We start from the raw sequence: 17,362 nt of genomic DNA, 5'->3' as shown, positions 1-17,362 counted from the left end.
ATACTTACCAATGATTTTTTCGCATAAAAACACAGTATCACAGGGTATTAAAGTATGTTGATTAAGAAGAGTATGTTAACAGGATTAATTTTATCTTGTTCATTTAGTGAAGCGGTTTATGCACACACTAAATTTAACTTTAGTAGAGTGTGTAAAGTTCCGGAACTTGAAGGTGATATTAGAAATTTCGAAGAAAATATAGCTGATTTATACAAGATAGACATTAGCGATCCTAATATTACACCAAAAGAAATAGAGCAAAGTATTAATCAAGAGCTACCAACGTTTGAGTTTGGTTTAGCTGAATTCGCAAATAAATTTGCCGCTGCAATAAGTCTTTCTGTTGGTGGTTTTGATTTGCTCGAAGGGGTTGAAACAGGTAACTCAGATAAAACAACGGAAGGTATAGTAACGGCAAGTACTTATTTAGCTCCAGAGATAGTAGGAGAAGTCATTGGCACACTTTTTTCAGAATCAATTGCAGAGGCAGTCAATCCGATAACAGGATTAATAGTTATTGAAGCGCTAGCTATTAATCAAGATATAAAATTAGCTTCAGAAGTTAGCAAGATGATCGAGGCAGATCATAAGTTAATGAAGATATACCAAAAGTCCATAAAAAAAACTAATAAACAACTAGAAAAACTAAGAAAAATTATAGTTGGAGACTATGCAGAAATATACAACTATGATTATGAGCGTTTCGGTGCTATAACCTTACAACTTCATAAGAACAGTTTTAATACACTCGTAAAGAGACTATTTATGGATAATTTTAGAAATAAAATTCAATATATATCTGATAAAAAAAAGTTATCTAGCCTTATTAATTTTAACATCTCATCAATAGATAACATGACAATAAATGATGTTATTTCATCTCTTCAGTATGTTAATAATCAGATAAGAAGTAAATACTTTACAACGAATAAATTCGTAAACGTACATGGCGGGATACATATCAAATTAAATAATGTTAATTGGGCAGACAAACCTGGCATTTATGCCGTCTATAAATCTATAGGTTTCAATAATGTCTTCCATGATTCTTTGGTTTGGATGAAAGTATTTAAGTCTGCGGTAAACTCCGTTGCTGATAAGATTTATGATGATAATACACAAATCATGAATGACTTTAAAACCATATTAACAGATGTTCGTTTTATTAACGGTATTCAGCATTCAATGATAAAACCATATAATGATACCGTGAAACAAAATGTTGCATGGCAAGAGTTTGGTTACCAGGTACTCGCCATATTAGATTACAACGATGCTGAAACAATTGCAGCACTTGCTAATGTAATAAATGTCCTTATACCTATTATTGGTTCTGTTATAGATATTCCTTTAGTTGAAAAAATTTCAAATGAGGTTAACGTAGCACCGTTAGTATTTGCTCTTACAAAATCATTTGTTAATAGAAAAATTGATATTACAGACAAAGAAGCATTTACAAATATTTTAAACGAATGGAAGAATAAAAACGGCAGTTCAGATAAATTATACGATAAATTACTTCAAGCTCATAAAACGGTTGCTGATAAATACTCTAAGATGACTATTTCAGAATCAGATATAACCTTAAAACCGATTAACCATAATAAATTAAATACCCTATTAAAAAGAGTGGATGAAAATATAAAAAATGGAAGCCTTAAGAAAAAAATAAACATAGCTATAAAAGAAGAAATTGACTTGAAACTTCCTTTTGGAAAAAACAATATAGATACAAGCAATAGATTACTTGATATTGCTCAAGTTACAAGTTCAATTCAAAACAGTTATTTCAGAGTAATTGTAAATAATATAAATCGTACCACATTAGAGTTAAGCGCGACTAATGATAGAATGATTGCAGCAACTCGTTTAAGTGAATTACGAGAAAGATTAGTAGCCATTAAAAACAATCATTATAATATGAATTATACATCAGGAGAACTGAAGAAATATTCAAATGCGAACTTTAGTTGGTTAACATTTTCAACTACGCCATATTTAGATATAGAACATAAAACGTTATTAGAGTACTTAGATAAAATAATAAAAACACTTATTGATGAAAATAAGTAAAAATCAACTTTGATAATATAAGAAATTAATTATAGTTTGAGTTTAATTATTTAATATAAAAATTAGAAATTATTACAATGGTCAAATGTATGAATATAAAATATATTTTTAGTGTTATTATTTTTTGTTTTTTTATTTTCCATAAAACAGCCTTTGCTGTTATCCCTTCTCAATTGGATTTAGATATAAGCTCTTTGTCTGATCAAGAGCTTACCCCAATCAAGCCATTATTGGTAACAAAAGAGCGAGTAACTAAAATTTCAGATACATTATTTGTTAATAGTAAAGTTAGATTAAACAAACCTCAATCTGAAAATCCGTCAAGAAAAATATTAAAAGAAACCGTTGATAACTTCCTGAATAAAACAAAGGAGACAATAGAAAAAATACGTAGAAAGGAAATTTTAATACCAGATTCAAAATTAGAAAAGAAAATATTGGACGACTTAGAAAGGAATGAATTTTTCTTAGATTCTTCATTGGGCGATTTAAAAGATGACACAATTTTAAGTGATAATGTATATTTGTTTACAACATCTCACGATGATAAGACGTTGATAATTGCACGTACACAAATAAAAAATTCTAGTGTGCTTCAAATCGATACAGTAATGTCAGACCCTACTAATATCTTGAATACAAACTTAATGAACGAGGGAGCTGTAAAGCGAGCAAGTGTAGAAAATATCAGGAGTATTGCAAGAGATGTCAGACAAAATCAACCATTAATCAAAAAAATATCGGCTTTTGTTATATCCCCGACTTTGGAGTCAAATTATAGAAGAATGGGATTTAAAGAATCCCCATGCGAATGGTTTTAAGTAAAATAATTAATTATTAACATAGGCAGAACACTATGAATAAAGTATTAATAAGTTTCTTATATTTGTGTTTAATTAGCTTATCTACATTAAGTGTAGCTGGGAAAAGCTTAATTATAGATGTAAATGATCTAAAAAATCAAGATCTTACTTCTGTGCCTCCATTATTGATAGGAGAAAATGGAACTAGTAAAGTTTCTGAAACGATATTTACTAATGAGAAAATAACATTAGAACAGCCTATTGCAGAAAGTGAACCAAGAAAAAGGTTAAAAATCATAGTTAATGGTTATATTAGTAAGTCTAAAGAGATATTAGATAGTATAAATGATGGTTCTTTTATAATTTCTGATATATCACAAAGAAATGAGTTACTTGTTGACCTTAGAAATAATTATGATTTCCTAAGAAGAACAATTGAATTTATTGATTCTAATATGACCTTTCCAAAATATAATTTTCATACCACCAAATTTAAAGGGAAGACTTTAGTGATAACTAAAACATATAAGTATGGTGATGAACTTGATATTTCACTCGTGATGTCTAACCCAGAAAATCTTGTTAATAATAAACTAAAATTGATTGGAGGTATTAAAAGAGCAAGTGTCGAAAATGTCAGGAGTATTGCTCGGGATGTTGTGACTAATGAGCCTTCAATGAAGTTACTTTCAGCTTATGTTGTATCCCCAACTTTAGAGTCAAACTATCGAAGATTTGGTTTTACTGAAGAGCTATGTAATGAATAGATATTATATCAAAAAACAGTATATTTTACGTTTAATTCCTAAACTAAATGTCTGGAGTTAAAGGCACATATATTAGAAATACTAGATGGATAGGGATTGGAGGCTTGGAAGGTAAGTGCCTATTATGAGCTAGACCTAAATATTATCAAGCCTACACTTATAGGCGGGTCAAGCGTTAGACTAGAAATAGCTATAATGCTTGTCAAAGCTAATTTACATTACTGTTTTTTACAATAGACAGGATAATCAATATAACCTTTCTTATTACTGCCAAATAAAGTATTACCGTCTAGTGTTGCTAGCTCATAATCGTTTTTATATAGAGTAGTAATAAAAATACGCAATAAAATCGTCATGTCCTTTCAATATTTCTGTCATAAAGCACCTTTAGTCTACCTTTGATTGTAAAAATACACTTATAAAAATAACAGTTTAAAAGGGAAGTATGATGAATAAGTTTGTAGAGAAAGAATCAGATTTTAGCAACATGGTTAATGCACGTTTATCTCGTCGAGGTTTTTTAATGGGAACCGCGGCGGCAGGTGCAGGCGCTTTTTTAGCGTTAAATCCAGTAGCGAAAGCCATTGCAGGTAGCATGGATAATTCATTATTAAATTTTGAGGCAATTACCACTTCTACCAGTGATTCTATTCTTCTTCCTAAAGGTTATAGCTCTAGTACGTTGATGTCGTGGGGGGACCCAATCTTTGCTAACGCCCCTCAATTTAACTCAAATGGAAAGCAAGATTCAAAAGCACAAGCACTGCAATTTGGTGATAATACCGATGGTATGAGTGTATTCCCTTTATCAAAAGATCGCGCCATTCTTGCAGTCAATAATGAATACACCAATTATGAATACTTGTTTGCACATCAAGGCAAAGCAATGACGGCAGATGATGTTGCCAAAGCACAAGCTGCGGTAGGAATTACCATTGTTGAAATCGTAAGAAAGAACGGTCAATGGACGATGGATCCAACAGGTAAAGCAAACCGCCGTATTACCGCAAATACAGAGATGTTAGTAACAGGCCCTGCAGCTGGCCACAATTTATTAAAAACCAAAGCTGACCCAACAGGTAAAAAAGTATTAGGTACTTTCAATAACTGTGCAAATGGTGAAACGCCGTGGGGCACTTATTTAACTTGTGAAGAAAATTTTAATGATTTCTTTGGTTCAGAGCAAAACGCAACCTTAACTGCCGATGATAAACGTTATGGTATTAAAGCAGAGCAAAGTGATTATCAATGGCATAATTTTGATGATCGCTTTGATGTGGTTAAAAATCCGAATGAACCAAATCGTTTTGGCTGGGTGGTTGAAATTGATCCGAATGATCCAACCTCAACCCCATTAAAACGAACCGCGCTAGGTCGATTTAAACATGAAAATGCCGCATTAGTGGTGAATGATGATGGTCATGTCGTGGTGTATCTTGGTGATGATGAACGTGGCGAGCATTTGTATAAGTTCGTATCAAAAGATAAATACCAAGAAGGTAATAATGCAGCCAATCGTAACCTTCTTGAAGAAGGCACCTTGTACGTTGCTAAATTTACAATGAAAGACGATAAGTTAGAAGGCGATGGCCAGTGGCTAGAACTCACTTATGGTAAGAATGGTTTAACCAAAGAAAACGGATTTAATAGCCAAGCTGAAGTGATGATTTTTGCTCGTCGAGCAGCAACACAAGTGGGCGCAACCACAATGGACAGGCCTGAATGGGTTGCCATTCATCCAGATAAAAAACACGTTTTCTGTACATTAACGAATAATAAATATCGTGGGGTAAAAGAAGGTCAAGATGCCGATGGCGTTAATCCACGAGCTGAAAACCATTATGGTCAAATTGTGCGTTGGGCACCAACTAATGCAAATCATGTGAGTGATACATTCCAATGGGATTTGTACCTAATAGCAGGGAATCCAACGGTTCATAAAGGCAATTTGTACGCAGGCAGTGACAACATCAATAAAGACAATATGTTTAATAGTCCTGATGGTATTGGTTTTGATAAAGCAGGACGTCTATGGATTCAAACTGATGGTAATTACTCAAACAAAGGGGACTTTGCAGGGCAAGGTAATAATCAAATGTTGTGCGGCGATCCTAAGACTGGAGAAGTGCGTCGCTTCTTAACTGGGCCAATTGGCTGTGAAATTACCGGACTCACTTTTTCTGAAGATCAAAAAACCATGTTTGTTGGTGTGCAGCATCCATCTGGACACTTCCCTCAAGGGGGAGATAGCAAACCACGCTCAACTATTGTGATGGTGACTAAAGATAATGGAGGTGTGATCGGCAGTTAGGATCGCTATATTTAGATATAAAAAAGTGGCCTCATTACGAGGCCACTTTAATTGAAAGTGTTGAAGTGATAGTTATTAAGTGTCTACTTCTTTTCTTCTTCTACAGTCCAATGGATAACGACTTCTTTTTTACCCCATTGTCTTGCTTTCTCAACATCTTCACCCATGTAAATATCAATCTTCTTTTTCCAGCGCTTATTCATTTTATCTAGTACTAGATAGGTGCCATCAAGTCCTTCGATTGTTACTTCTTGGTTGTGAGTAAGACCCATATCGATAAGATCTCTTGATACCGCAATTGATTTCATGCCTGGTTTTAATGTATCACCCCAAGCCGCAAGATTTGGCGTGTCATCGGTTTCACCAACACTTGATGTGTATGCGCTTGCTGTTACTTTTAGAGATTGTTCGCCTTCTGCGCAGCCAAAAAGTGACGTCATAGCGAGTGCTGCAAGAAGATAAAAACGAATTTTCATGATTTTTTCCTTTGAATATAGGGGGTTAGTAGGTAATGAGTGTATCCGTACATAATACCTTTTTCTTTGGTTGGTGCTTTGCTAAATATTGAGACAATTCATGATTCAATGAATAAAATGAAGTGTATAGGTCGATAACTAGGCTAATGCCTTTTCAATTGCATCAATTGCCATTCTTACACTGATCGGAACTTGGCCATGAAAGGGATGAAGCGCATAGACATTAGACGCTTTCATTTCATAAGTAGGCAATACTTCTTTTAACTCATCTTGATGTTGCAAATAGATAAACTCAGGAAGAAGCCCAATTCCGAACCCATTTTTTATTAACGCTAAACTATTTTGAACCGTGTTGACTTGATGCGCTGCGATAAAGTGTATAACGCGGGCGTTTTTTGTTGTTATATTTACTAGCTGATGCGAAATTTGCTTTGATTGCCAGTGGTTTGCAACATAAGGCAAAGCTTCAATGCTATCAATAGTAAATTCTGGATAGTCTTTGGCGATACACAATACGTCTTGTATGGTTCCAATGCGCTTTTGCTTTAGGTTACTTAATTTTGATTCACCAACACGGATAGCTAGGTCGATTTCTTCTTGCATCAAATCAAGCTGTCCATCATGCGCAATTAAGTTTAGTTCAACGTCTTTGTGCGTGTTAAATACGGAGCTAAGAGCCGGTATAACAATGCTGTTCATTAAGGCGTGCGGAGCGGTGACAGACAATCTCCCTTGAGGCGATTCTTGCTGATGTAAGATATCACTCCATGCCTTTTCTGCTAATTTGTGCATTTCACAACATTGTAGATAGAAATGCTCTCCAGAGGCGGTGAGTGATTGTTTTCTTGTCGTACGTTTGAGCAATGGAATAGCAAGTTCATGCTCTAGTTGTTTTAAGTGTTGGCTAATAACAGACTTAGACAGTTCTAATTTCTCAGCCGCTTTAGTGATTGATCCTGTTTCAACAATCGTCATAAAAAGGGTCATTTGTTTCAGTTTATTCATGCTCTTTTAAATCCTATTGTTCTATTTTATTAAACAGTGATTTCTTATTGGTTTGTTTTTAAAACTTAATAATGCACGTATAGTTCACTTCATACAAACATTAGGAGAAACAATCATGACTCAAGAACAAATGTTAACAGCATGCAAAGCCGGTATTTCAGCATGGCAACAGGCTTTTAATTCTCAAAATGCAGCAGGTTGTGCAGCACAATACGCTGAAGGTACGGTGATGGAAGCACGCCCATTTGGTACATTTACAGGCCGTGAAGAGATCCAAGTATTTTGGCAAAACATTATGGATCAAGGTTTTTCTGATGTTGATTATACAGAGGTTAAATGGGAGCCAATCGGTGAAGATGGCTACCTATTAACGGCGAATTGGACGATGAACAAAGCATTTGGTGTTGTACACCGTGAACATTGGACAATTCAAGACGATGGTAAAGCGCGTTTGATTTCTGATGACTTTGAAGTGCAAGGCGAGCGTTAGAAAGCATTTTTTAGATTATGTGGTTGAGTAATTTGTCATTATCAACCACACTAAAAAATTACCCACAGTTTGGGATCATGGATGATTAATATATTAAGTTTATTTACCTTAGCTGCGTTGTGGGGCGGTTCATTTTTATTTGTTAGAATTGCAGCAAACCCGTTAGGGCCTGCGGTATTAATTGAGACACGGGTTGCTTTCGCCGCATTAACTCTACTTGTTGTTTCCTTCTTTCTGAAAAAATCCTTACACTTTATGTCAAATATTAAACACTTCCTTATTTTGGGGTTGTTTAATTCAGCATTACCTTTCTTATTATTTGCTTATTCAGCACAAATCTTAAATGTATCTACTTTAGCTATTCTTAATTCTACCGCACCAATTTGGGGTGCGATTATTGGGGCGGTATGGACTCGAACTTGGTTAACCAAAGAGGTCGTATTTGGTTTGGTTCTAGGTATGATCGGGGTTAGCGTTCTGGTTGGATGGGAGGCGATTAATGTTGGTGATGAAGCCATTATCCCGATGATTGCAGCCTTAATGGGCGCATTTAGCTATGGTGTTGCAACTAATTATGCCAAAAATGCACCAAGCGTTGAGCCGTTTAATAACGCACACGGCAGTATGTGGGCTTCTGTTATCTTGGTGTTACCGCTTGTTCCTTTTATGCCAGTAAGAGAAGTGGTGAGTGTAGATATTGTTTTCGCTGTATTTGCCCTTGGTGCTGTGTGTACGGGTTTAGCGTACTTGTTGTATTTTAGACTGATTAAAGAGCTTGGCGCTTCTTCAGCCTTAACTGTTACCTTTATTATTCCTGTTTTTGGGATTTTATGGGGCTACTTATTTTTAGGGGAAACTGTTGGGATAAATGCCATTATAGGTACGGTTCTCGTGGTGATAGGCACCATGTTTGTTACTGGATTTGCGTCTAAATTTATGTCTAAAAAAGGTGTATAATAGTAAGTTCGCGGCTGCATATATCAATATGATCCGTTTAAGTGAGAATAATATGATTATCGAAAATGTGCTTCCTGAATATTATGCAGAAATGTTGTCTGTTTGGGAAAATTCAGTCCGAGCAACTCATGGCTTTATTAGTGATGAAGATATTGAGTTTTTTAAACCTATTATCATGGAACATGCATTTCCTGCAGTAATTTTGCGTTGTATAAAGAATAATGATGGTGCGATTCTTGGTTTTGTCGGTGTACTAAATCAAAAAATTGAAATGTTATTTATTCTAAACGAAGCAAGAGGGGAGGGAATTGGGACAGCATTATTAACCTATGCTGTGAATGAGCTGAATGCCAAGAGTGTGGATGTGAATGAACAAAATCCACAAGCAGTTGGCTTTTATCAACATATGGGTTTTAAAGTTGAATCACGTTCTGAACTTGATGATATGGGAAAACCATTTCCAATCTTACACATGAAGTTATAACACTCGGTTTTTTAATCGTGTTTTGTTAGAAGTAACGCCTAAAGCTAATAACTTTAGGCGGTTCCGTTTTTGAATTGGTTGTATCATTTTGTGCTTATAAAAATGGCGATTAGCGTTCGTTAAATGATAATCATGTAATCATAGATTCTGATAATGGAAATTGAATTGATTCCCTCGTAAATATACACTGGCCTCCTGTTTGATTTAGAGAATATTGATCACTGTGTTAATTACGCCGCCTTAAACGCTCCACCCCCCCTATAGCTCTCATTGCTAACCTAAGCACTGTACTCGACTGAGTATTCGGCTTAACTCTTTGCGCTTGTTAATTCTTTGCCGTGCTTTCGGCTACTTTTCCGCGCCAAAATTTTATCAAAGAAGCACCTATTTACACCCCAGATCTATTTCTGGTGCGTATTGCCGTGCATAAATTGAGAATTCAATGTTTAAAAATTTCAAAATTGACTGGATGTCTAATATCCGTGGTGATCTCCTTGCGGGCATCGTTGTTGCTCTTGCTCTAATCCCTGAAGCCATCGCTTTTTCTATTATCGCAGGTGTTGATCCTAAAATTGGGTTATACGCTTCTTTCAGTATTTCAGTTGTTATTGCTTTTACTGGCGGTCGCTCTGGGATGATCTCAGCCGCGACGGGTGCAATGGCATTATTGATGGTCACATTAGTTAAAGAACACGGGCTAGAATACTTACTTGCTGTGACGGTTCTTACTGGTGTACTACAGATTTTAGCGGGTTATTTAAAACTCGGTAGCTTGATGCGTTTTGTTTCTCGCTCAGTGGTTACCGGTTTTGTGAATGCGTTAGCCATACTTATTTTTATGGCGCAACTTCCTGAATTAAGCAATGTAACTTGGCATGTTTACGCCATGACAGCCGCCGGTTTAGGGATTATCTATCTGTTCCCATACCTACCGGTTGTCGGTAAATTAATTCCTTCGCCTTTAGTCTGTATTATCGTATTAACCGCCATTTCGATGTCATTTAATATTGATATTCGTACCGTGGGAGACATGGGGAACTTACCTGATACCTTGCCAATTTTCTTATGGCCTGATGTGCCTTTAAACCTAGAAACGCTATTAATTATCTTGCCGTATTCTATTGGTTTGGCTGTGGTGGGTTTATTAGAATCCATGATGACAGCAACGATTGTCGATGATCTCACCGATACCAGCAGCGATAAAAACCGCGAGTGTAAAGGTCAAGGGCTTGCCAATATCTTTACGGGATTTCTTGGTGGTATGGCTGGTTGTGCGATGATCGGACAATCAATGATTAATATAAAGTCGGGCGGCCGTGGACGTTTATCAACGTTATCTGCTGGTGTGTTTTTGTTAATTATGGTTGTTTTTCTTGGTCCGTGGTTAAAACAAATCCCAATGGCAGCCTTAGTTGCTGTGATGATAATGGTATCTATCGGTACTTTTTCATGGAGTTCAATTACTGATTTAAGAAAGCACCCAATATCAACTAATATTGTTATGTTAGCCACGGTGATTATTGTGGTAATGACGCATAATTTAGCTATTGGTGTTCTGGTCGGTGTCTTGCTTGCGTCATTATTCTTTGCAAATAAAATCAGTCGTATGATGGTGATAAAGACTAATTCGGACGCACATAAATCGCGTGAATATACCGTAATAGGACAAGTGTTTTTCGCCTCATCGGATAAATTTATTACTTCTTTTGATTTTAAAGAAGTGATCGAGAGCGTGACGATTGATTTATCGGCTGCGCATTTCTGGGATGTTACGTCAGTCTCTGCATTGGATAAAGTGGTGGTCAAGTTTCGCCGAGAGGGGACTCAAGTCGAGCTTATCGGAATGAACCAAGCAACCCAGACGATTGTTGATAAATTTGGTGTACATGACAAACCAGAAGAAGTTGAAAAACTATTGGCCGGACATTAAGGATTAGAAAATGAAAAATATAATAGCTTGTATTGATGGTTCTCCGATGACGCTTGCAACGTGTGAAGCGAGTGCATGGGTTGCATCTAAGATTAATGCGCCGCTTGTCTTATTGCACGCTCTTGATAAAACGACCAGACCTGTTGTGAGTGAGCTTTCAGGGCAAATAGGATTAGGCAGTCAAGAAGAGTTGCTTAATGAACTTGCAAAATTGGATGAAGCTCGCAGTAAAGTCGCACTCAAGCATGGAAAGCAATTGCTGGAAGAAGCGGCTGAATGGGTAATGAATAAAGGCATTACCCATGTTGAGCAACTACAACGTCATGGAAGTTTACTGGAAAGCCTGATTGATTTAGAAAATGAACTAAGAGTATTAGTGATTGGTAAATTAGGTGAAGAGCAGGACAGTAATAAAACGATAGGATCTCAACTTGAGAGTGTGATTCGTTCTATTAAATCCCATACGCTAGTGGTGAATGCGCCGTTTTCTATCCCAACGTCTTATCTCATTGCTTTTGATGGCAGTCCAACGAGTGAAAAACTGATTGAAAAAGCAATCAATACGCCTCTGCTTTTGGGATTGGATTGTCATTTAGTGATGGTGGATGATTTTGCAGAAAAAAGTGCGGCTTTTGAGAAAGCGGCCATTAAATTAAAAAATGCAGGACTTAGTGTGCATGAAGACATACTGTCAGGATCTGTTGATGATGCTTTGCTGAAGTACCAGAAAGATCACCAGATAGGCATGATGGTAATGGGGGCTTATGGACATTCAACGCTAAGACAGTTTTTTTTAGGCAGTAACACAACCAAGGTATTAATAAAAAGTGAGGTGCCTTTGCTGTTAATACGTTAATTATTGATATTTAAGCAGAAAGTTAGAAGTGAATGAAGCGCCTAAAGTGATATTTTTTAGGCGTTTTATTTCAGGTAATTTATGTTTTAAGTTGTACTCTTTTAATTAGCGGCTCTACTTTCAGTGACTAGAGTATTTTCTATATCTGAGTAATAGCAATCTAACGTGTTGATAATTAATGAATCAAGATCATCATTCTCAGAATGAATTAAAATCCCCATATCAGTTAGTTTCGCTTGGGCATCAATTGCTGTGTCTGATATAAACAAGGTAGGTAAATGCATATAACTACCTGTAACAGAACGGCCTCTTTTAGCAAGAAAATCAACGGTATGACAAAGAATGTCTTTTTGGATACGTGCGATGTTATTGGGTGAACTTACTTTTATGGTCAGTGGAGCGAACCAATCAATGTGCTGACCTTGATAAAAGCTATGTGGGTGAGTTAAGGGAGAACCTTTGCCACTTGTTCTCAATAAACATTCTGCGAGAACAAAAGAGGCATCGATAATATCAATATGTTTGGGTAGCCAACCGTTAGTTTTAAATCGTTCACAACTCAATGCCGTGAGGGCCAACGGTAATTCGGTACAACCTAAAACTACTTTTGAACAACCTTGTTGCTCCGACTCCTCACGAATAACATCACACAGTAATTTTTCTGCTTCTTGGGTAATTTGTGCGGTTTTAATACCAAACTTAGGATCATAAATTGCCGTCATTACTTTTTGCTGATTTTTTTGTGACGGTTTTGTTGATAAGACCCCTTGTTCCTGTAGTGCTGATTGGTATAAACCAGAGTTAACTAAGCTATTTACTCCCATCACGAGAACGTTATCCTTAGTTCCTTGTAAGGTATGCGCAGTGTGATTAAGCATATCCACAAAGGTGATGGGAATGTCTGGCAGTAGGGTTCTAAATAGTTCATGGGCACTATTACAAGCAAGCCCCATGATATCAACGCCGAGGTGCTGTATTAGTCTTAATGTATATAAAGCAGTGTCTTTTTTCCGTAATTCAGGTAAATCTGTTGGTTGCCATGAATGCATTACTTCTTCTGGTTTATAAGCCAATCTTGCATTTCCAAATGCAATGTATTCTCTATCTTCGGAATTAGGTAGGGATGCTATTTTTTCAATTAAATCCACTAAAGCTTCATTCCCCATACCACCAATAATACCAATGCGTGATTTTTTAATACTGCTCATGAATATCCTTTTTGAGTCGTTTGAATGCTGTTTCTTTGCATAGCGATCATTAAGTTAAACAAAAGGTAGTAATGTTTCTTTGATCTTGCGGTAGGGGAATATTTATTTTTCAGATAAAAAAGAGATAAATTCAAAAAATCAGATATTAATCAAGTTATTAATAGATTAACTGGCGTTAATGAATTGTCATAAATACCAAGCGTTGATACCCAGTATTTATGCGTCATTATATTTTTTGATTATCCTAATTTACTTTCACTGTAGTTAGGGTAGTCAATATAACCGTGTTCATTACCGCCAAATAACGTATTGCCATCTAATGTAGCGAGGTCATGATTGTTTTCTAAACGTGAAACCAAATCTGGGTTTGATACGAATGGGCGACCAAAAGCGATAAGATCGGCATAGCCTTTATTTAGGATTTCATTTGCACGTTCTTGTGTGTAGCTACCTGCAACAATAATGGTATTGGTGAACCGTTTTCTTAGTTCAATGCGGAAGTTTTCAGGAATAACAGGTGCATCGTCCCAATCAGCTTCAGATAAATGTAAATAAGCAATATCACGTGATTGTAATTCGCTTGAGGCTTCAAGAATAGTTGGCACAATATCTGGGCAATCCATGTCTTTAAATGTAATGAAAGGAGCAAGGCGAACACCAACTTTATCGGCACCGATCTCTTTGCTTACGGCGTCAACAACTTCAAGTAGAAAACGAAGACGGTTCTCACGAGAGTCCCCATACTTATCCGTTCTATGATTAGAGTTAGTACGAAGAAATTGATCAATCAAATATCCGTTACCGCCGTGTATTTCAACACCATCAAAACCGGCTTCGACTGCACGTTTTGCAGAGTAGGCGAAATCTTGAATGACACGATTGATGTCGTCATGAGTCATTGCTCGCGGCTGGATACAATCAACCATATTACCGTTACCTTGTTCATCCGAAATCCACACTTTGGTTTCGACAGGAGCGAGAGCAGATGGCGCAATAGGCAATTCACCTTTTTGGAAAGTAGGATGAGATACACGGCCTACATGCCAAAGCTGACAGAACATAGCCGCACCTTGAGAGTGAGCTGCTTTGGTTATTGGTTGCCATCCTTTTACCTGTTCATCGGTATAAACTCCTGGGGTAAATGAGTAGCCTTGGGAGTCATCTGAAATTTGGGTCGCTTCAGAGATAATTAATCCGGCAGTTGCACGTTGCTTGTAGTAGGTCGCCATCATGTCATTTGGAATGTTACCCGGCTGGCTAGTACGTGCGCGAGTCATTGGAGCCATGACTACTCTATTTTGTAGGTTGATTTTTTTAAGGTTTGTTTTTTCAAATAATGAATTCATGATGATTACTACCTTTAATTTATTCTTTGTCGTTATTACTTAATGACAGTTATTCTATCTGTTCGCTTTAATTTGATAATTGAGTAAAATATAAAATCATTATTCAGGTTTTCTGAATAATGATAGTTGGCAATGTTTAAGATTGAAATAATCGAGAAGGTGGCAATGGATAAGTTTTCTGATATGACAATGTTTGTGAGTGTCATTAAGCATCAAGGGTTGGCGGCGGCAGGGCGAGAGTTGGGTCTTTCTCCTGCAACAATGACAGCAAGATTACAGGGCTTAGAAGAGCGATATGGTGTAAAGCTACTGAATCGAAGCACAAGGCATATATCCCTTACCGATTCTGGTTACCTGTATCATAAGGCGTGTCTTGAGATCCTTGATAATGTAAAAGAGACAGAGAACCTGATATTAAATGGAGTCAAAGAAGTAAAAGGGTCACTTAAAATCAGTGCGCCAAAAGATATTGGTAAGCAATACATCCTTCCTATTTTGTCTGAATTCTGTGAAAAATACCCTGAGGTGGTGCCGTATTTATATTTGAATGATGATGTTTCAAATATTGCAGAATCAGGCATAGATATTGTGGTTCGATACGGAGAGCTCGCTGATAGCAGTTTGATATATCGACGGTTATCGTCAAGCCATCGAGTATTATGTGCATCACCTAAATATCTAGCAAAGTATGGTACGCCGTTAACGCCACAAGATTTAGTGAATCATAATTGTCTTGCTATGGTGCGCAGTAACGAAGAGCTTAAAACGTGGCATTTTCAAGATACAGATAAGAAGAATGTAATAACGGTATTACCTAAACGATTTTCAGATGATGGTGAAGTCGTTCGATATTGGGCATTAGAAGGCGCAGGCATTGCTTTGAAGTCGATATTAGATGTGCAGGATGATATTAATAACTTACGCCTTGTGACAGTGCTTAATGGTTATATGGCAAATTTCAATACCTCGACGTCGGTATCAAGCGCCGATTTGAATGTGGTATACATTAGTAAAAATATCAGCCAAAGCGAATTCGATTATTTTTAGATTTTCTTTTTGAAAGGTTTGGTGCGTTGAAAGCGAATGAGTAAATTTGAAAGGCGAATGAAAAAACACTGAGCCAAAGGGGTGACTCAGTGTTTATTTATTGGAGGTTCTTGCTATCATCTCGCGTTTACATCATCACCAAACTTGCGGTTCCTAAGAAAGCAAAGAAGCCGACCACATCCGTGACTGTGGTTAAAATAACAGAGCCAGCAAGCGCAGGATCTAACTTAAACTTATCTAAGGTGATAGGAATAAGAACCCCAAACAGAGCCGCCGTAATAATGTTTACAATAATGGCGAGTGAAATTGTGGCACCTAACGCGAACGACTGGAACCAAGCACCAGCAAGGCCACCTATGATTAATGACCATAACAAACCGTTGATTGAGCCAATCCCTAATTCATTCTTTAATAATGCAAAACGGTTACCAGGGGTGATTTGATTTAGTGCCATTGCACGAACCATTAAGGTTAATGTTTGGCTGCCAGCAATACCGCCCATAGAGGCCACGATTGGCATTAATACTGCCAGTGCAACGACTTGGGTGATGACATCTTCAAATAACCCAATCGTTACAGACGCTAATATTGCAGTCAAAAGATTAATACCAAGCCACACGCCACGTTTTTTTGAACTCTTAAGGATAGGAGAGAAAAGATCGTCCCCTTCATCCATACCGGTACCGGCCATTAAACGAGTTTCGTAAATTTCACGTTGGGTATTAATCGCAAATTGCCAATCAAGTTGCCCAATTAAAACGTTATCGTCGTCGATAATCGCCACACTGGGTACGGCTGAGTGTTCAACGGCTTCAATACTTTCATTGAGAGGTTGGTGCACATTAAGAACTAAGCAATCTTCTAATTTCAATGTGTTGATTTTAACTGAATCGTCAGCAGTTAAAATATCCGTGTATTGCACAATACCGTGAAACTTATGCGCTCGGTTAATTAAGTGCATATATTGATGTGATTGAAATAAATTGGTTTTTAATAGTTTTTTAGCTCGCCCAACACTGACATTAAAAGGCAGCGTTGCGATTTTTCTATCCGCCCAGTGCCCAACTTCGTCATCTTCATACTGCTTTGCATCATCATATAAATCAAGCTCATCACGGCTGATAAGTTGCAAAGCAAGGCTGAATATTTCATCAGGTAGAGACTCTGCCCACTCAATTAACGATAAGTTATCCAGTTTAGCTAAGGTGAAGTTTAATTCTGCTTCTGACAGTTCTTCTAGAATTGCGACACGAGCATCAGCACGCATTTCAGTTAATACTTCAATATGCATTTCTAGTGGCAGGTGACGCCATAATTGCACACGGTCATCAACTGGAAAAGATTCTAAAATACGCGCAATAGAACCGGTATCTAACCCGTTTTCTACAAATTCACCCAGTAGGCGTATTTGTTGCTGTTGGTCGTCGGCATTGAATAGCGTTTCGAGTTGGAATGATAAATCTTGATGTTCGTTCAATGTCGTACTCCGTGGATGGAAGCAGGATTTAAAAATAATACGTAATTATAGTAACTAGAGAAAGTTTATTAAACCCTTTAATACAACGATTTACCTAAGTGACAGATAAAATTAAGGACTCATTAGAGCCCT

14 protein-coding genes and 1 pseudogene are annotated in these 17,362 nt (G+C 36.9%); 10 read left to right on the top strand and 5 right to left on the bottom strand.

Annotation, left to right across the window (positions count from 1 at the left end; genetic code table 11):
• The first annotated feature begins 72 nt into the window (after positions 1 to 72).
• The 4 genes from AC2INI_RS15010 (at position 73) to AC2INI_RS14995 (ending at position 5,954) form a co-directional block, all read left to right on the top strand.
• The gene (locus AC2INI_RS15010) at positions 73 to 2,073 is read left to right on the top strand and encodes a hypothetical protein (protein WP_162922419.1); all 2,001 of its coding nucleotides are present in this window, start codon (positions 73 to 75) and stop codon (positions 2,071 to 2,073) included.
• Between the two features lie 89 nt (positions 2,074 to 2,162).
• Positions 2,163 to 2,894 (top strand): hypothetical protein, encoded by a 732-nt coding sequence (locus AC2INI_RS15005; protein ID WP_486306276.1) that lies wholly within the window; start codon positions 2,163 to 2,165, stop codon positions 2,892 to 2,894.
• A 35-nt stretch (positions 2,895 to 2,929) separates the two neighbouring features.
• Positions 2,930 to 3,643, top strand: coding sequence for a hypothetical protein (locus AC2INI_RS15000; protein WP_486306275.1), 714 nt, complete (start codon positions 2,930 to 2,932; stop codon positions 3,641 to 3,643).
• 448 nt (positions 3,644 to 4,091) lie between these two features.
• Entirely contained in the window at positions 4,092 to 5,954 is a 1,863-nt protein-coding gene (locus AC2INI_RS14995; RefSeq protein ID WP_486306448.1) for a PhoX family protein, read from the top strand.
• Between the two features lie 83 nt (positions 5,955 to 6,037).
• Here the strand turns inward: AC2INI_RS14995 and AC2INI_RS14990 are convergent, their stop codons facing one another.
• Together AC2INI_RS14990 and AC2INI_RS14985 are read right to left on the bottom strand one after the other, a co-directional pair.
• Positions 6,038 to 6,430 (bottom strand): 3D domain-containing protein, encoded by a 393-nt coding sequence (locus AC2INI_RS14990; RefSeq protein ID WP_486306274.1) that lies wholly within the window; start codon positions 6,428 to 6,430, stop codon positions 6,038 to 6,040.
• Positions 6,431 to 6,568: 138 nt separating this feature from the next.
• Positions 6,569 to 7,435, bottom strand: a complete 867-nt coding sequence (locus tag AC2INI_RS14985; protein WP_486306273.1) for a LysR family transcriptional regulator — start codon at positions 7,433 to 7,435, stop codon at positions 6,569 to 6,571.
• Between the two features lie 115 nt (positions 7,436 to 7,550).
• Here AC2INI_RS14985 and AC2INI_RS14980 point away from each other — a divergent pair, with 115 nt between their 5' ends.
• The 5 genes from AC2INI_RS14980 (at position 7,551) to AC2INI_RS14960 (ending at position 12,152) form a co-directional block, all read left to right on the top strand.
• Entirely contained in the window at positions 7,551 to 7,925 is a 375-nt protein-coding gene (locus AC2INI_RS14980) for a nuclear transport factor 2 family protein (RefSeq protein ID WP_486306272.1), read from the top strand.
• Between the two features lie 81 nt (positions 7,926 to 8,006).
• A complete protein-coding gene (locus AC2INI_RS14975) occupies positions 8,007 to 8,882 on the top strand; it encodes a DMT family transporter (RefSeq protein ID WP_486306271.1) in 876 nt (291 codons plus the stop codon).
• A gap of 52 nt (positions 8,883 to 8,934) precedes the next feature.
• The gene (locus AC2INI_RS14970) at positions 8,935 to 9,366 is read left to right on the top strand and encodes a GNAT family N-acetyltransferase (RefSeq protein WP_122032823.1); all 432 of its coding nucleotides are present in this window, start codon (positions 8,935 to 8,937) and stop codon (positions 9,364 to 9,366) included.
• A gap of 442 nt (positions 9,367 to 9,808) precedes the next feature.
• Entirely contained in the window at positions 9,809 to 11,296 is a 1,488-nt protein-coding gene (locus AC2INI_RS14965; protein WP_486306270.1) for a SulP family inorganic anion transporter, read from the top strand.
• A 10-nt stretch (positions 11,297 to 11,306) separates the two neighbouring features.
• The gene (locus tag AC2INI_RS14960) at positions 11,307 to 12,152 is read left to right on the top strand and encodes a universal stress protein (RefSeq protein WP_486306269.1); all 846 of its coding nucleotides are present in this window, start codon (positions 11,307 to 11,309) and stop codon (positions 12,150 to 12,152) included.
• A gap of 101 nt (positions 12,153 to 12,253) precedes the next feature.
• On the opposite strand, the gene AC2INI_RS14955 is transcribed toward AC2INI_RS14960, so the two are convergent.
• Complete coding sequence (locus AC2INI_RS14955; protein ID WP_486306268.1) at positions 12,254 to 13,360, bottom strand: aspartate/glutamate racemase family protein; 1,107 nt, start codon at positions 13,358 to 13,360, stop codon at positions 12,254 to 12,256.
• Between the two features lie 239 nt (positions 13,361 to 13,599).
• Positions 13,600 to 14,706, bottom strand: a complete 1,107-nt coding sequence (locus AC2INI_RS14950) for an alkene reductase (RefSeq protein WP_486306267.1) — start codon at positions 14,704 to 14,706, stop codon at positions 13,600 to 13,602.
• Between the two features lie 165 nt (positions 14,707 to 14,871).
• Between AC2INI_RS14950 and AC2INI_RS14945 the strand changes: the two are divergent.
• Positions 14,872 to 15,797 (top strand): annotated as a pseudogene (locus AC2INI_RS14945) (LysR family transcriptional regulator).
• 83 nt (positions 15,798 to 15,880) lie between these two features.
• Here AC2INI_RS14945 and AC2INI_RS14940 read toward each other — a convergent pair.
• Positions 15,881 to 17,230 carry a magnesium transporter gene (locus tag AC2INI_RS14940; RefSeq protein WP_122032240.1) on the bottom strand — a complete coding sequence of 450 codons (1,350 nt, stop codon included), beginning with the start codon at positions 17,228 to 17,230 and terminating at the stop codon, positions 15,881 to 15,883.
• Positions 17,231 to 17,362 lie beyond the last annotated feature (132 nt).

The organism is Aliivibrio friggae (genome assembly GCF_057368515.1).
This window is presented reverse-complemented; position numbering and strand designations above follow the sequence as displayed.

Excerpts from the sequence above, each read along its gene's own strand:
- AC2INI_RS14985 (WP_486306273.1), bottom strand. The coding sequence starts at position 7,435 with ATGAATAAACTGAAACAAATGACCCTTTTTATGACGATTGTTGAAACA.
- AC2INI_RS14950 (WP_486306267.1), bottom strand. The coding sequence starts at position 14,706 with ATGAATTCATTATTTGAAAAAACAAACCTTAAAAAAATCAACCTACAA.
- AC2INI_RS14975 (WP_486306271.1), top strand. The coding sequence starts at position 8,007 with ATGATTAATATATTAAGTTTATTTACCTTAGCTGCGTTGTGGGGCGGT.
- AC2INI_RS15000 (WP_486306275.1), top strand. The coding sequence starts at position 2,930 with ATGAATAAAGTATTAATAAGTTTCTTATATTTGTGTTTAATTAGCTTA.
- AC2INI_RS14960 (WP_486306269.1), top strand. The coding sequence starts at position 11,307 with ATGAAAAATATAATAGCTTGTATTGATGGTTCTCCGATGACGCTTGCA.
- AC2INI_RS14995 (WP_486306448.1), top strand. The coding sequence starts at position 4,092 with ATGAATAAGTTTGTAGAGAAAGAATCAGATTTTAGCAACATGGTTAAT.
- AC2INI_RS14990 (WP_486306274.1), bottom strand. The coding sequence starts at position 6,430 with ATGAAAATTCGTTTTTATCTTCTTGCAGCACTCGCTATGACGTCACTT.
- AC2INI_RS14955 (WP_486306268.1), bottom strand. The coding sequence starts at position 13,360 with ATGAGCAGTATTAAAAAATCACGCATTGGTATTATTGGTGGTATGGGG.
- AC2INI_RS15010 (WP_162922419.1), top strand. The coding sequence starts at position 73 with ATGTTAACAGGATTAATTTTATCTTGTTCATTTAGTGAAGCGGTTTAT.
- AC2INI_RS14970 (WP_122032823.1), top strand. The coding sequence starts at position 8,935 with ATGATTATCGAAAATGTGCTTCCTGAATATTATGCAGAAATGTTGTCT.
- AC2INI_RS14965 (WP_486306270.1), top strand. The coding sequence starts at position 9,809 with ATGTTTAAAAATTTCAAAATTGACTGGATGTCTAATATCCGTGGTGAT.
- AC2INI_RS15005 (WP_486306276.1), top strand. The coding sequence starts at position 2,163 with ATGAATATAAAATATATTTTTAGTGTTATTATTTTTTGTTTTTTTATT.
- AC2INI_RS14980 (WP_486306272.1), top strand. The coding sequence starts at position 7,551 with ATGACTCAAGAACAAATGTTAACAGCATGCAAAGCCGGTATTTCAGCA.